Below are 15,259 nucleotides of genomic sequence, written 5' to 3'. Positions count from 1 at the left end.
CAGTCGCGGCGACACCGCGCAAGGCAACTTCTAAGGCAGCCCAGAGCCGCCGGCGGACGCTTACCAGCGTCGGCCGGCGGCTGTCCGGCGATAACAGGAAGATCGATAATGGCACGGACCGGCCCCAAAAACTCAGCCCGCAGGGTGCTGACCTGGCTTGGAGCAATTTTCGTTGTATTGACCGCCGTCCTGGCTGGCGGAGTAGTAACTGGCAATGCCAGTTGGGCTCCCAAGCTTGCTCTGGACCTCGAAGGCGGAACCCAGATGATCCTGGCCCCCAGGGTAGAGGGTTCCAGTGAGATCAATGAGGAGCAACTCAACCAGGCAGTTGCCATCATCCGGCAGCGTGTGGACGGCTCCGGTGTTGCCGAGGCCGAAATCAGCACTCAGTCGGGCCGGAACGTTGTGGTCAGTCTTCCGGGAACACCGTCGAAGGAAACCCGCGACTTGATCCAGGCTTCGGCTGATATGAACTTCCGTCCTGTGATCACCTATGGTGACCCGGCGCCTGTGCCAGCGGAGCAGCGGACCCCTGAGGACCAGCTTCCCAAGCCCACAGCGGAGCCTGCAAATGCCAGTGACGTCAACTGGGTTACTGCGGATATCGTCAGGGAATTTGAAGCCCTCGACTGTGTGAACCCCTCACCGGAAAAGCGCGACCGTTCGGATCCGGCCAAACCGCTGGTAACCTGCGAGGCTGCCACGGACAAGACTCCGGCCATCAAGTACATCCTCGGGCCCGTTGAGGTCAAGGGACAGGACATCAGCGATTCCACCTTCACCCAGGTTCAGGGTGCCCAGGGTTCGGTGACCAATACCTGGGGCGTGAACATTGTCTTCAACGCCGATGCCACGGCAAAGTTCAAGGCAGTCACTGAGCGCCTCAACCAGTTCTATGCTGCGGCTCAGGCCCAGGGTACTGATGATCCCAAGGCACAGTTCGCGATTGTCCTGGACGACAAAGTGCTCTCCGCGCCGCGGGCCTTGGCTGTCATCACTGACGGAAAACCCCAGATCACTGGCAACTTCACCCAGGCGTCCGCGAAGGCCCTCTCGGATCAGCTCCGTTATGGCGCACTGCCCATCAGCTTTGAGATCCAATCACAGGAGCAAATTTCCGCCACGCTCGGTGGTGACCAACTTCGGCTCGGGCTTCTGGCAGGCATGATCGGGCTCTTGCTCGTTGTTGTCTACTCGCTCTTCCAATACCGGGCACTTGGCCTGGTGACCATCGCTTCCCTTGTGGTGGCCGGCGTGCTGACCTACCTGGCGATCGCCATCCTTGGATGGACGGAAAACTACCGTCTGTCCTTGGCCGGTGTGGCCGGTCTGATCGTGGCTATCGGCCAGACCGCGGACTCGTTCATTGTCTACTTCGAACGCATCAGAGATGAGCTCCGTGAAGGACGTGGATTGGTCTCTGCCGTGGAGAACGGCTGGAAGCGGGCAAAGCGTACCGTTCTGGCGTCCAAGGCCGTCAACCTTCTGGCAGCCCTGGTTCTCTACTTCGTCGCTGTTGGAAACGTCCGGGGCTTTGCCTTTACTCTTGGCCTGACTGCGCTGGCTGACCTCCTGGTGGTGTTCATGTTCACCCACCCCATGCTGCAGGTTCTCGCGCGCACCAAGTTCTTTGGTGAAGGCCACCGTTTCTCGGGTCTTTCTCCTGACCGGCTGGGCGCTGTTCCGCTCTACCGCGGCGCCGGACGACTTCGCACGCCTGCCGAAAAGCCCTCGGTGGTCCGCCCGCGCAACACCGGTGCGGCCGCAGAGGCCGAACGTCGCATGACCATCGCCGAGAGGCGCCTTGCCGAGAAGGGCCAGCTCACTGGCACTTCAAACGGCACCAAGGAGGAGAAGTAATGACCACGAGCTTCGCAACCTTCGGCCATGAGCTCTACACGGGCAAGCGTTCGTACAACTTTGTCAATTCCAAGAAAATCTGGTTTGTCATTGCTGCGGTCGCCGTGGCTCTGTCCATTCTGGTTCCGGTCGCCAAGGGCGGTTTCAACCTCGGGATCGAGTTCCGGGGTGGCTCGGAGTTCACCGTTTCCAACGTGAGCACCACAGATGCCGCACTGGGTGAGAAAGCCGTCCATGATGTTGTGCCGGGAGCCATCCCGCGTGTTGCCAACGTGGCAGGCAACACCATGCGCATTCAAACGGACCAGTTGACCGATGACGAGACGAACCGGATCAAGGATGGCCTCACCAGCGCTTACGGCGTGACGGAAAACGAGGTGACGTCCAACTTCGTTGGGCCAACCTGGGGACAGGATGTTACGCGTCAAGCCCTCATTGGCCTGGTGGTCTTCGTTGGGTTGGCAGCTGTCCTGATGGCGCTGTATTTCAGGACCTGGAAAATGTCGTTGTCAGCACTTGTTGGCATGCTCGTCACCATGTTCACCACGGCGGGCGTTTACGCACTGAGCGATTTTGAAGTCACGCCGTCGGCGATCATCGGCTTCCTGACCGTCCTGAGCTACTCGCTGTATGACACGGTGGTTGTCTTCGACAAGATCCGGGAAAACACCGCGGATATTTCAACGTCAACACGGCGTACATTCAGCGAAGAAGTTAATCTTGCTGTCAACCAAACCCTGGTCCGCTCCATCAACACCATGATGGTGGCCATCCTCCCTGTTGCGGCAATCCTCTTCATAGGTGCCGGACTGTTGGGTGCAGGCACGCTGCGGGATCTTTCCCTGGCCTTGTTCGTGGGCATCCTCATCGGAACCGCTGCAACGATTTTCATCGCAGCTCCGCTCTACGCATGGTTGCGCCAGAGCGAGCCTGAGCTTGTAAAGCAAGCCAAGAAGGTTGCCCATCGCAGGAACGAAGCAGCAGTCCAGGCTTGAACAGTCCCTGAACTGTCCCGGTAGTTTTGCCGCGAGCCGGCCTCCGCACCAGTGCGGAGGCCGGCTCTTTGACTTGCCTGTGTCATCGTCATGTGCTGCCCGGTTGCAGAAGCATTCACTTGCGGGAATAGACTGGGAGAATTAAATCGGTTGTGAGGGGTACTTCTGTGGAAGAACGTGCGACGTCGGCACCACCGGCGGGCGGGGATGACAGCCGCAAGGCTGTGGCAGGTCCGGTAACAAGCGTGCCCGGACGTACTGCAGCGGCGGTTCCAATCGATGCTCCCGGCGCGCGTCCCACCTTCCCCGGGCGGAGGGAACGCACCCGTTCCCGGCTTGCCCGCCTGACCGGCCGCGGGATAGCACCGTATTCGCCCATCCTGGAACCACTGCTGCGAACAGTGAGGGCGAATAACCCCAAAGAGGACTTCGATCTGATCCAGCGCGCTTTTGCGGTGGCAGAGCAGAGCCACCAGGGTCAGAAGCGCAAGAGCGGTGATCCCTACATCACCCACCCGGTGGCTGTGGCCACCATCCTGGCCGAGCTTGGCATGACCGGGACAACCCTGGCAGCTGCGCTGCTGCACGACACCGTGGAGGACACCCCCTATACGCTGGCTGACCTCACCCGGGACTTCGGCCCCGAAGTGGCCATGCTGGTAGATGGCGTCACCAAGCTGGACAAAGTCAGTTTTGGTGAAGCGGCGCAGTCGGAGACCGTGCGCAAAATGGTGGTTGCCATGGCCAAAGATATCCGCGTGCTGATGATCAAACTGGCGGACCGTCTCCATAACGCGCGCACGTGGCGCTTCGTTTCCGCGGAGTCTTCATCGCGCAAGGCCCGCGAAACGCTGGAAATCTTCGCACCCCTTGCCCATCGCCTGGGTATGAACACCATCAAATGGGAATTGGAAGACCTCTCCTTCGCGGCGCTCTATCCCAAGGTGTACGAAGAAATCGTACGGATGGTGGGTGACCGGACGCCTGAGCGGGAAAAGAGTTTGAGCGTCATCCGCAACCAGATCGCCGATGACCTTCGAACAGCGCGGATTAAGGCGACCATCACAGGCCGGCCCAAGCACTACTACTCGATTTACCAAAAGATGATCGTCCGGGACAAGGACTTTGACGACATCAACGACCTCATGGGCGTTCGGGTATTGGTTGATTCGGTGCGTGACTGTTATGCCGCACTGGGGACCCTGCATTCGCGATGGAACCCGCTTCCGGGCCGGTTCAAGGACTACATCGCCATGCCCAAGTTCAACATGTACCAGTCCCTGCACACCACAGTGATTGGCCCCGGCGGCAAGCCGGTGGAAATCCAAATCCGCACCCATGAGATGCACCGGCGTGCAGAGTACGGCGTCGCAGCCCACTGGAAGTACAAGGACCAGCCCAATCGCACCGCGCAGGGCCCCGGCAGCCCGCGTGATGGCGACATGGGCTGGTTGCGGTCGCTGGTTGACTGGCAACAGGAAACCTCCGATCCCGGAGAATTTCTGGACTCGCTTCGCTACGAGATCAACGCCCGGGAAGTTTTTGTTTTCACCCCCAAGGGCGAGGTCATGGCCCTTCCGGCCGGTTCTACGCCGGTGGACTTCGCCTACGCCGTCCATACGGAGGTTGGCCACAGGACCATTGGCGCCCGTGTCAACGGCAAACTGGTTCCTCTCAACAGCGAGCTGAACCACGGCGACTGGGTTGAGATCTTCACCTCCAAGGCAGAAGGAGCCGGGCCCAGCCAGGACTGGCAGCACTTTGTAAAGTCGGCTCGTGCCCGCAATAAGATCCGCCAGTGGTTCACCAAGGAACGCCGCGAGGAAGCGATAGAACGCGGCAAGGACATGCTGACCAGGGCCATGCGTAAGCAGAACCTGCCCCTGCAGCGTCTGATGACCCATGATGCCCTGTCTGCCGTGGCCGAAGACTTCCACTACGTTGACATCTCCGGGTTGTACGCCGGTGTGGGTGACGGCCACACCTCGGCCCAATCGGTCATGGAGAAGCTCGTTGAACACTTGGGCGGACACGAGACGCCCGACGAAGACCTCGATGAAGTCAGCATTCCCACCCAAGTGGCGAAGTCGAAGTTCTCGGACTCCGGCGTCATTGTCAGGGGTGTGGGCGATGTGTGGGTCAAACTGGCCAGATGCTGCACCCCGGTTCCGCCGGATCCCATTTTGGGGTTCGTCACCCGTGGTTCAGGAGTCTCCGTTCACCGTACCGACTGCACCAATGTCTCAGGGCTTCGTGACCAACCGGACAGAATTGTTGAAGTGGAATGGGCGCCCACCCAGTCAAGCGTCTTCCTGGTGGAGATCCAGGTGGAGGCCTTGGACCGGAAATCCCTTCTGTCCGATGTGACCCGCATCCTGTCCGAAAACCACGTCAACATCCTTGCGGCATCTGTTCACACTTCCAGTGACAGGGTGGCTATTTCGAAGTTCGCATTTGAGATGGGTGATCCTAAGTACCTGCACCACGTTCTGAACGCGGTCCGCCGGATCGACGGGGTTTTCGACGTCTATCGGACCACTGGAAACCGCAGGCGCAGTTAGGAAGGCGCAGTTAGGAAGGCGCAGCTAAAAGGGTTCCGATGAGGCCAGCTGGGCCAGGGTGGCCAAGGCACGTCTTTTATGAGGGACCCTCGGGGTGGCTTCGACGGCCAGAATGAGGAGCCGGAGTTTGATGCCGAGCTCCTCGCGCGCCAAAAGACGCTTCAGCACCGGCAATGCGCGGTCCGCCTCGACGTGGAGGGCGATGTCCGCGGCGGTACGGAGCGGGCTGCTGACCAGCATTCCTCCAAGGCTCACCACATCCATCTGACCCAGCCGGACCTCGTGCAGGCTGCATGCTGTACTTCCCCGCAGGCTGGAGATGCGGTGCTTGGCGTCAACCAAGAGCGACAAATGCTCGGGGGCTTTGGCGCAACCGTAGATCCACGCTGCTGTCAGCCGTCCGGCAACCACCTTGGTCCGGATGCGTTCCGGGACTGTCAGGGCAGCTGCGCGGGCTCTGAGGCGGTGGGTGACGGCTACACCGGGAGAGGCGTAACTCATCCCGTAGAGGGGCAGCAGGATGCCATCGAATGCCATGCCTTGAAGCTCGTTCCACGAAAAGATGCGGCTGGGGGAGTAGAGCTCGGATAAGACCGGCTCCTGCAGGTGCGGGGCGGTGACGGGGGGAACCATTCACTGATCATTCCGTGCGGCCGCCCTACGAGTACAGGCTCCGTCCCGGTTATGTGGATAACCCGGACGGAGCCTGCAGGAAACTACGAGCCCGCAAGACCCCTAGGCGAGGTCGCTGGCGGAGCGCTGGATCTGGTCAAGCCACGCCTGACGTGCTTCCAGGGCTTCGCGGGCAGCCTTAATGCGGCGCTGGTCACCGGCCTTTTCCGCCTTCTCCAGATCTTCCTTGAGGCCTGCGATTGCGGACTCAAGCTGTGACAAGGCGCTGTTGGTGCGGGCCTTGGTTTCCGGGTTGCTCCGGCGCCACTTCTCTTCCTCAGCTTCGCGGACAGCATCTTCAACCTTGCGAAGCCCGGCCTCGATCCTGCCCATGTCGGCGCGGGGAACCTTGCCGGCTTCTTCCCATCGGTCCCTGATGGACTGGAGGGCTTTCTTGGCGGCGTTGAGATCGTTGATGGGCAGCAGCGCCTGCGCCTCAGCCACCAGCTGTTCCTTCACAACCAGGTTGGCCGTGTATTCCTGGTCAATCTGGTCATTGGCTGCCTGGCGGTTGCTGAAGAAAACGTCCTGGGCGGCGCGGAAACGGCCCCAGAGTGCGTCATCGTCCTTACGGCTTGCACGCGGGGTGGTCTTCCACTGGTCCATCAGCCTGCGGTACTCGCCGGCTGCGAATCCCCAGTCAGTAGAGGTGGAGAGCGCTTCGGCCTCTGCGATCAGGGCTTCCTTGGCGGACTTTGCAGCGGAGTTGTTGCTGTCCAACTGGGAGAAGTACGCGCGGCGGTGACGGTCAAATACCGTCCGAGCAGAACGGAAGCGCTTCCACAGCGCGTCTTCGTTGCTGCGGCCGAGCCTGACTCCGCTCTTTTGCGCCGCCTTCCAGGTTTCGAACAGCTCGTTCATTCGTGCGCTGGAAGTCTTCCACTGAATCTGCGCAGGATCCTGGCCGGCAATGGCTTCAGCTTCAGCAACAATTGCTTCGCGTGCAGCGAGTTCGCTGGCACGCACAGCCTCATGGGCAGCCTTTTCCGACTTTTCCAGCTCAACGATCTGGGCCGACAATGCGTCCAAGCGGGCCTCGGCAGCCCGGATGTCTCCCACCATGTTGCGTTCAGCAAGTTGCTCACGCAGGTGGGTGACTGTCTTCTGCATGTCAGTGGCAGGAGCCTTGGACTCTACCCGGTGTTCCAGGAGGACTACCTGGGCAATCACGTCGTCGAACTTCCGGGCAAAGTAGCCAAGTGCTTCGTCGGTGCTGACGCCCGGGTATTGGCCCACGGCGATCTCTTCACCGTCAAGGGTCAGGAATACATGGCCGTCACCTTCAGCACGTCCCCATTTGGCTGCCTCAGCGAGGGACGCTGCGGAAACCGCCGGGGCGGCAGGGACGACGGCGGCCGGAGCCTTGGGACGGGCCGCGAAAGCTGCAGGAGACGGCGCTGCAGACGGCGCGGGACGGGGCGAGGACGGTGCTGCAGGAGCTGTGGCCGCCGGTTCCTCCCGGTTTTCACCCTCAGATGGCGCTGCCACGTTTGCCTGAGTTGTTTCGCCGGCCGGAGATGCTTCGCCAGCTGGAGTAGCCTCGTTCGCCGGAGCATCCTGCACCGCAGCCGGCGTGCCGGAACCATTGGTGCCGGTTGCCTCAACTGCTTCTTCGTTGGCCACTACTGCTGTTTCGTCGGATTTCTGACTGTCTGTCACCGCTAAAAGTCTTTCGCTTGGAGGGAACTGCTCAGGTAATGCACCCGGGGCCGGGCCTGGAGCTGGTTACTTCAGAGAAAACGAGTCTATCGTGACAGGTGCCACAGGGGCGCCGTCGTTGGCGTTTTCACCGGGTTTGAGGCCTGCCGCTGCAATGTTTGTCACAACGTCAAGGCCGCTGGTCACCTTGCCCACCACCGTGTAGCCGCCGGCCTGGTCAGCCGGAATGGTGGTGTCTTTGTAGACGATGAAGAACTGGTGTCCGTTGCCGTACGCATTGTTGCCGGTACGCGCCACGGCAATTGTCCCGGCGGGGTACTTGTTGTCTGCGGGAGTATTTTCCAGCGGCCCCCAGCGGTAATTGGCGTCATCCGCGCCGTCCTCGGACTTGGCGCCGCATTGGAGGAGGCCGAACGTTTCCGAGGTAGTTAACCGGTGGCAGAAGGCGCCGTTGTAGTAGCTGGCGTCGGTAAGGGATTTGAACACTGCGGCCGCTTGCGGAGCTGCGGTTCCGTTCAGTTCCATGCCGAGCACTCCGCCGTTCAACGCGAGCTCACCGGTAAAGGTCTTTCCGGCGGCCGTTTCGGCACTGGGTATGTCCGCGCTGTTCGATGCCGCCGGTGAAGCGGAGGGAGAACTGAGCCCGGCTTCTGCTGCGGCGAACTCCGCCTCGGTGGGATTGGAGCTGAAGACGGTCAATTGCAGCACCACGGCCAGGACCACTGCCACGCCGGCTGCAGTCGCGGCGATGGTGTTGTCCCTTTTGCGTCGCTTGCCCTGTTCCTGCCGCAGGGCACGCTTGGCTTCCATCTGCCTGATGCGCCGTTTCGCTTCGCGGTCATCCCGCGATCTTGTTGCCAAGAGTCCTCCTGATTGTGTCCACTTTCGATGGCTGCCTACAGGAACCGGGCATGCTGCATTAGATGTGCACGCGCGGAAAGCATAAACTGGCTGCCGCACATAGTTTATGCATGACCGGCTGGACGCCCGCCCTGTAAACGCCGAAAGGGCGTTTAAAGCTGCGGTGCCATGCCAGCGTCAGCTTTTTTCGAGGAGACTTTCCACCATGGCACGTACCGCCTCCCTGTCCGGATTCCCCGAGTGGCTTCCCCAGGAGCGGTTGGTGGAGCTACATGTGCTGGATACCTTGCGGAAGACCTTTGAACTGCATGGCTTTTCCTCCATTGAGACACGTGCCGTGGAAACCGTAGGCCAGCTGCTGCGCAAGGGCGAGATCGACAAAGAGGTCTATGGCCTCAGCAGGCTTCAGGACGAGGACGGCGAGGACGCCAAATCGGACAAGTCAGACCCCAACGCCTTGGCCCTCCACTTCGACCTCACCGTCCCTTTTGCCCGCTACGTGGTGGAGAACGCCGGCTACCTGGCATTTCCCTTTCGCCGTTACCAGATTCAGAAAGTCTGGCGTGGTGAGCGGCCGCAGGAGGGCCGGGCACGCGAGTTCACCCAGGCGGACATCGATGTTGTGGGCGACGGCGAACTGCCGTTCCGTTACGACGTCGAAATTGCGTTGGTGATCGCTGAGGCACTGAGCGCCCTGCCCATCCCTGATTTCCGGCTTCGGATCAACAACCGCAAGCTGGCCGAAGGTTTCTATCGGGGCATTGGACTCACAGACACCGCCGGAGTGCTGCGCAGTATCGACAAACTGGAGAAGATCGGGGCCGCGAAAGTAGCTCAACTGCTCAAGAGTGAGCTCGGAGCCACGGATGAACAGGCCGGCCTTGCCCTTGAGCTGGCATCAATCCGTACTGAAGACACCTCTTTTGTGGATCGTGTCCGCGCGCTCGGGGTCAAGGATGATCTGCTGGAAGAAGGCCTGAACGAACTTGAGCAGGTCATCCAGGCGGCAGTCCTGCGCGCCCCCGGCAAGGTGATCGCGGATCTGAGCATCGCCCGTGGCCTGGACTACTACACAGGTACCGTTGTTGAGACGGTGCTTGTGGGCCACGAGCAGTTGGGATCCATTTGTTCGGGAGGCCGCTATGACGCTCTGGCGAGCAAGGGCAACCGCAAGTTCCCCGGCGTCGGCCTTTCCATCGGTGTCACCAGGCTGGTGTCCCGCATCCTCAGCCAGGAACTGGCCGCCGCTTCACGGTCGGTGCCCACGGCGGTATTGATCGCCCTGAACTCAGATGACAGCTGGTCTGCGGCGCAGGATGTTGCAGCCCAGTTGCGTGGCCGCGGGATTGCCACCGAGGTTGCCGCCAAGGCGGAGAAATTCGGAAAGCAAATCAAATTTGCCGACCGCCGCGGTATTCCTTTCGTGTGGTTTACCGACGACGACGGCAAGCACCAGGTCAAGGACATCCGAACGGGTGAACAGGTTGATGCGGATCCTGCCAGCTGGATGCCTGCTGACGAGGATCTGCACGTCCGGGTCACCACCGCCGGCTAAGGCGCCCCATTGATCCCCGGCTGTGGCAGGAGCCTTGGCCGGGACAGGTAAACTCGGACGGGATCGTCTTTGCAACGGTCCCTCTATATTTCATGCTGAAAGGAATGCTGTGCTGCGCACACATGACCTCGGATCTCTTCGCTCCGAGCACATTGGACAAACCGTTACCCTGGCCGGCTGGGTGGGGCGCCGCCGTGATCACGGTGGCGTTGCATTCGTTGACCTGCGTGACGCGTCCGGTGTTGCCCAGGTGGTTGTTCGGGAAGAAGAGGTCTTCCATGGCCTGCGGAACGAGTACGTACTGCAGGTGACGGGTACGGTCAACAAGCGTCCCGAAGGCAATGAGAATCCTGCCCTTGCCACCGGTGAGATCGAGGTCATGGCAGACAAGGTGGTCGTCCTCAACACCTCCGACCCCCTTCCGTTCCAGATCGACGAGCACGTGGAGGTTGGCGAGGAAGCACGCCTCAAGCACCGCTACCTTGATCTCCGCCGTCCCGGCCCTGCCCGCAACATGCGTCTGCGTTCGGAAGCAAACCGCGTTGCCCGCGAACTGCTGCACCAGCGTGGCTACGTTGAAATCGAGACTCCCACGCTCACGCGTTCGACGCCGGAAGGCGCCCGCGACTTCGTCGTTCCAGCACGTCTGGCTCCGGGGTCCTGGTATGCCCTTCCGCAGTCACCGCAGCTTTTCAAGCAGCTCCTTCAGGTGGGCGGCTTTGAAAAGTACTACCAGATTGCCCGCTGCTACCGCGATGAAGACTTCCGTGCGGACCGCCAGCCGGAATTCACCCAGCTGGACATCGAAGCCAGCTTCGTGGACCAGGACGATGTCATTGAGCTTGGCGAGGCAATCGTCAAGGCGCTATGGCAGCTGATCGACGTCGAGATCCCCACGCCCATCAGGCGAATGACGTATCTGGACGCCATGGCCAAGTACGGCTCGGACAAGCCGGACCTGCGTTTTGGTGTTGAACTGACCGAACTCACGGAGTTCTTCAAGGACACCAACTTCGGCGTCTTCAAAGCCCCTTACGTCGGTGCCGTGGTGATGCCCGGTGGCGCATCCCAACCACGCCGTACCTTGGACGGCTGGCAGGAATTTGCCAAGCAGCGCGGGCACAAGGGCCTGGCGTATGTGCTCTTCAAGGAAGATGGCGAGTTGGCTGGCCCGGTGGCCAAGAACCTCACCGAGGCCGAGCGCGAAGGCTTGGCGGACGCTGTTGGTGCCAAGCCGGGAGACTGCATCTTCTTCGCTGCCGGGGAGAAGTCCGCGGCACGGGCCCTTCTGGGTGCTGCCCGCGTTGAAATCGGTCACCGCACGGGCCTGATCGACCCCAACGACTGGGCGTTCGTTTGGATCGTGGATGCTCCCATGTTCGAGCCCGCCGCCGCGGCTGTAGCTTCCGGTGACGTTGCTGTAGGTGGGGGCCAGTGGACGGCTGTGCACCACGCCTTCACTTCGCCCAAGCCTGAATTTATGGACACGTTCGATAAAGACCCGGAGTCGGCCCTTTCCTACGCCTACGACATCGTCTGCAACGGCAACGAGATCGGCGGCGGTTCCATCCGTATCCACGAGCGCGAAGTGCAGGAACGCGTCTTCCAGCTCATGGGCCTGGATAAGGAAGACGCCGAAACCAAGTTCGGCTTCCTGCTCGAGGGCTTCAAGTACGGCGCACCTCCGCACGGCGGAATGGCCCTGGGTTGGGACCGCGTTGTGGCGTTGCTTGCCGGCGTCGAGTCGATTCGCGATGTCATTGCGTTCCCCAAGTCGGGTAACGGCTACGACCCCCTGACCGCTGCACCGGCACCGATTACGCCGCAGCAGCGCAAGGAAGCGGGCGTCGACTTCAAGCCGGAGTCCAAGCCCGCAGCCAAGACGGAAAAAACCTCCGAATAAACGGCGGCCAAAGGCTCTCCATCACGGTGGAGGGCCTTTGGCGTCCCACCAACAAATTCCTGTATCAACGAAAGGTGCTGCTCAATGCTGGAGCAGGCATTCCTGGAATCGCTCATGGACAAGGCCTGGCCCGGGCTGGAACGCGAAGTCCTGAATCTTGAGGATCCTGAACAGGACACAGCAGGGGAGTGGGTTCTGCGTGCTTCCTCCGGTGTGACCCAGAGGGCTAACTCCGTCTGGCCGCGGAACATTGCCGGCGGGACGGTCACAAGCCGCTGCATCGCCAGTGCCGTTCGTGCAGCCGGGCAGTGGTACCGGCTTCGCCGGCTTCCGTTGATCTTCCAGGTCTTTGACGACCCCGGCACTTCCATGCTGAATGCAGTCCTTGACCAACAGCGTTTTACGCGGCAGTCGGCAACAAAGATCATGATCCGTGGCGTGGAGGGGTTGCCGGTCAGAACCCCGGGCCGGAATGTTGAGCTTTCCAGGGAACCTTCCGGGGAATGGCTGCGGCTGTGGTGGTCGGTGGATGGCCGCGGCGGTGAGGCTGAACTCGAAGTTGCCCAAAAGGTCCTTACCGCTTGCCCTGCGCTGTACGCAATGGTGAGGAACGACGACGGCGTCCCCGCCGCCGTCGGACGTCTTGCCTTGGTGGATGGCTGGGGCGGTATCTACAGCATGGCCACGTCCGCAGCGCACCGGAGGCGTGGGTACGGGACGGAGGTCCTGGCCGCACTGATGAAAGCCGGAACCGAACATGGTCTTGAAGGATTTTGGCTGCTGGTCACAGAGGCCAATCGCGGAGCGCAGTCACTCTACGCCCAAGCCGGGTTCAACCACTACGGCAGCTACCTGTACCGCCAGGCACCTCTGCAGCGCACTCCCAGCGGCTGCTAGGACCGGCCGCTAATCAGGCGGGTCAGTGACCGTGATGCGTACGGCGCAAGCCTCGGCAGCTGCCCTGGCAAGCGCCGCAGTTTTTGGGGCTTGAACGTCCAGGAAGGCAAGGCGTGCCCGGCCCGCAAAGGCCCTGAGCGGTGGTTGGGCAAGAACCTGTTCCACCAGTACGCGGTCGCCGCCGGGGACGATGTACTCAATGTGGTGGTCATTGAAAATCCGGGCCGCGTGCTCTGCCGTGGCCTTGGCATCCAGGAATCGATTGCCGCTCTTTGAGGCCAGGATGGTAGCCCCGCTTGCAGCGGCTACGGCATATCCGCCCTTGCGAACCAGCAGGAGGCCAAGCCCCCGCTCCTGGGTTGCCAGCGAAGCCAATCGGTCCACTTCAGTTGCTCCCCGGCCCGGACGTCCGTCGGCCGGCCATGGGGCTTTCATGAGGGCAGTAGCGCCGTCGGCTGCCCTCAAAAGAACCCCGCCGTCGGCGAGGTCTTCGGCAACCGGCCCGTGGCTCGCCGCGAACCGGTCCACCCAACCTTGCAACCTGGCCCCGGGCACCAAAGCGGTCCGGCTGCCATGACTCTGATGAGGGGCAGATGCCCGGCGATCCACGTCGATGTCTCCTTTGCTGGAACTATGAGTAGCCTATCCATGTGGAAGATCTCTTTGGTGCCGGTGCAGTTGATGACGATGAGTCCGAGGACCTGCGCGCGTCGCCGCCTTCCCTCCGGGGGCCGTCCGATGCTCACTGGATAGCTTCCCAGCGGAGCCCGCTCGCTGTGAGAATGCGCCCCCGGTCCTTGGACGAGGTGGTGGGGCAGCAGCACCTGCTGGGGCAGGGTTCTCCGTTGCGGCAATTGGCTGCCGGTGCTGAGGCCGCCGGGCCTGCAGGACCGAGCTCGGTGATCCTTTGGGGGCCGCCAGGCACCGGAAAGACCACGCTGGCCCATGTGATTGCCCGCGGACCTGGACGGAAATTCGTTGAATTGTCTGCCATCACCGCCGGCGTCAAGGATGTTCGTCGCGTCATGGACGAGGCTTTGACAGCCCGCGATCTATACAAGAAGACCACCGTTCTTTTCCTCGACGAGATCCATCGTTTCAACAAGGCCCAACAGGATGCCCTGCTCCCTGGAGTGGAAAACCGTTGGGTGGTGCTTGTAGCTGCTACCACGGAGAACCCTTCCTTCTCTGTGGTCTCGCCCCTGCTGTCCCGCTCGCTCCTGCTCACCCTGAAGCCCCTCACTGATGATGACATTTCGGGTCTGTTGCAGCGTGCAGTGGCCGACGCGCGGGGCCTTGCCGGTCGAGTTGAGTTGAGCCCTGAGGCGTTGGACCATTTGGTTCGGCTATCAGGCGGTGACGCCCGGAGGGCGTTGACAGCATTGGAAGCCGCCGCCGGCGTCGCGTTCGGTGACCTTGCCGCCGTCGAAAACTCCGACGCCGGTTCAGACGCCGGTTCAGACACCTCAGTGCAAGCTGAAGACAGTGACACCAACGACGCCGAACCCGGCCTTGCGCACAGCAACCCACCTGAGGCGCCGGTACTGGTGGAACTGCGCCAAACCGAGCGTGCCCTGGATGCTGCGGCCGTCCGTTACGACCGCGCCGGAGACCAGCACTATGACGTGGCCAGTGCGTTCATCAAGTCCATCCGTGGCTCTGACGTCGACGCCGCTCTGCATTATTTGGCGAGAATGCTTGAAGCCGGTGAGGACCCACGGTTTGTTGCGCGCAGGATTGTCATCTCCGCTGCTGAGGACATTGGAATGGCCGATCCCACAGCGCTTCAAACCGCGGTGGCCGCAGCGCAGGCGGTGCAACTGATCGGCATGCCGGAAGGGCGTATTGTGCTTGCCGAGGCTGTGGTCCACCTTGCCACCGCACCGAAGTCCAATGCGGCCTACATGGGTTTGAACAAGGCTGTTGCAGATGTTCGCGCCGGGTTTGGAGGCGGCATTCCCATGCACCTGCGTGATGCCCACTACCCGGGCGCCAAGCAACTGGGCCACGGGAAAAGCTACAAGTACGCCCATGATGAACCGCACGGGGTGGCAACCCAGCAGTATCCGCCCGATGACCTGGTGGGCAAGGACTACTACGAGCCCACCAATAACGGAGCTGAGCGTGATATCGCCGCCAGGTTGGAACGGCTTCGCAAGATCGTGCGTGGTCAGTAGCGCCCCGATCACGCCGGCTGCTGACGGGAGCTGCGCCCATGGTAGGATTGATCCTTGTCTGGCATGGCCTGACGCACAATCCCACTGAAGTTTCCTTCAATAGTGCTGTGCGCCAAGGC

The 15,259-nt window shown here is 61.4% G+C and carries 11 protein-coding genes; 7 read left to right on the top strand and 4 right to left on the bottom strand.

Annotated elements, in window-relative coordinates:
* Window positions 1-108 precede the first annotated feature (108 nt).
* From secD to ABI796_RS10715, 3 genes are all read left to right on the top strand, one after another.
* Window positions 109-1,860, top strand: coding sequence for a protein translocase subunit SecD (gene secD, locus ABI796_RS10725; RefSeq protein WP_141283600.1), 1,752 nt, complete (start codon window positions 109-111; stop codon window positions 1,858-1,860).
* A complete protein-coding gene (gene secF, locus ABI796_RS10720) occupies window positions 1,860-2,855 on the top strand; it encodes a protein translocase subunit SecF (RefSeq protein ID WP_141283599.1) in 996 nt (331 codons plus the stop codon). Before secD ends, secF begins: the two co-directional genes overlap by 1 nt.
* 167 nt (window positions 2,856-3,022) lie before the next feature.
* A complete protein-coding gene (locus ABI796_RS10715) occupies window positions 3,023-5,416 on the top strand; it encodes a bifunctional (p)ppGpp synthetase/guanosine-3',5'-bis(diphosphate) 3'-pyrophosphohydrolase (RefSeq protein WP_141283598.1) in 2,394 nt (797 codons plus the stop codon).
* A gap of 24 nt (window positions 5,417-5,440) precedes the next feature.
* Here the strand turns inward: ABI796_RS10715 and ABI796_RS10710 are convergent, their stop codons facing one another.
* The 3 genes from ABI796_RS10710 to ABI796_RS10700 form a co-directional block, all read right to left on the bottom strand.
* The gene (locus ABI796_RS10710; protein WP_141283597.1) at window positions 5,441-6,049 is read right to left on the bottom strand and encodes a hypothetical protein; all 609 of its coding nucleotides are present in this window, start codon (window positions 6,047-6,049) and stop codon (window positions 5,441-5,443) included.
* Window positions 6,050-6,151: 102 nt separating this feature from the next.
* On the bottom strand, window positions 6,152-7,747 hold the full coding sequence (locus ABI796_RS10705) for a DUF349 domain-containing protein (RefSeq protein WP_141283596.1): 1,596 nt from the start codon (window positions 7,745-7,747) through the stop codon (window positions 6,152-6,154).
* A gap of 66 nt (window positions 7,748-7,813) precedes the next feature.
* Window positions 7,814-8,608, bottom strand: a complete 795-nt coding sequence (locus ABI796_RS10700; protein ID WP_174754543.1) for a peptidylprolyl isomerase — start codon at window positions 8,606-8,608, stop codon at window positions 7,814-7,816.
* Window positions 8,609-8,813: 205 nt separating this feature from the next.
* On the opposite strand from ABI796_RS10700, the gene hisS reads away from it, so the two are divergent.
* The 3 genes from hisS (at window position 8,814) to ABI796_RS10685 (ending at window position 12,963) form a co-directional block, all read left to right on the top strand.
* Entirely contained in the window at window positions 8,814-10,163 is a 1,350-nt protein-coding gene (gene hisS / locus ABI796_RS10695) for a histidine--tRNA ligase (protein WP_141283595.1), read from the top strand.
* Window positions 10,164-10,272: 109 nt separating this feature from the next.
* Entirely contained in the window at window positions 10,273-12,066 is a 1,794-nt protein-coding gene (aspS, locus tag ABI796_RS10690) for an aspartate--tRNA ligase (RefSeq protein ID WP_174754542.1), read from the top strand.
* Window positions 12,067-12,150: 84 nt separating this feature from the next.
* Window positions 12,151-12,963 (top strand): GNAT family N-acetyltransferase, encoded by an 813-nt coding sequence (locus tag ABI796_RS10685; RefSeq protein ID WP_141283593.1) that lies wholly within the window; start codon window positions 12,151-12,153, stop codon window positions 12,961-12,963.
* Window positions 12,964-12,972: 9 nt separating this feature from the next.
* Here the strand turns inward: ABI796_RS10685 and ABI796_RS10680 are convergent, their stop codons facing one another.
* Window positions 12,973-13,572: a Vms1/Ankzf1 family peptidyl-tRNA hydrolase gene (locus ABI796_RS10680; protein ID WP_141283592.1), complete on the bottom strand. Its 600-nt coding sequence runs from the start codon at window positions 13,570-13,572 to the stop codon at window positions 12,973-12,975.
* A gap of 41 nt (window positions 13,573-13,613) precedes the next feature.
* Between ABI796_RS10680 and ABI796_RS10675 the strand changes: the two genes are divergently transcribed.
* Window positions 13,614-15,140, top strand: coding sequence for a replication-associated recombination protein A (locus ABI796_RS10675; RefSeq protein ID WP_141283591.1), 1,527 nt, complete (start codon window positions 13,614-13,616; stop codon window positions 15,138-15,140).
* Window positions 15,141-15,259: the final 119 nt, after the last annotated feature.

This window comes from Paenarthrobacter aurescens (assembly GCF_041549525.1).
GTDB lineage: Bacteria > Actinomycetota > Actinomycetes > Actinomycetales > Micrococcaceae > Arthrobacter > Arthrobacter aurescens.
The sequence above is the reverse complement of the archived record's forward strand: the minus strand, read 5'-3'. Positions and strand labels throughout refer to the sequence as shown.

Excerpts from the sequence above, each read along its gene's own strand:
- secD (WP_141283600.1), top strand. The coding sequence starts at position 109 with ATGGCACGGACCGGCCCCAAAAACTCAGCCCGCAGGGTGCTGACCTGG.
- secF (WP_141283599.1), top strand. The coding sequence starts at position 1,860 with ATGACCACGAGCTTCGCAACCTTCGGCCATGAGCTCTACACGGGCAAG.
- ABI796_RS10710 (WP_141283597.1), bottom strand. The coding sequence starts at position 6,049 with ATGGTTCCCCCCGTCACCGCCCCGCACCTGCAGGAGCCGGTCTTATCC.
- hisS (WP_141283595.1), top strand. The coding sequence starts at position 8,814 with ATGGCACGTACCGCCTCCCTGTCCGGATTCCCCGAGTGGCTTCCCCAG.
- ABI796_RS10685 (WP_141283593.1), top strand. The coding sequence starts at position 12,151 with ATGCTGGAGCAGGCATTCCTGGAATCGCTCATGGACAAGGCCTGGCCC.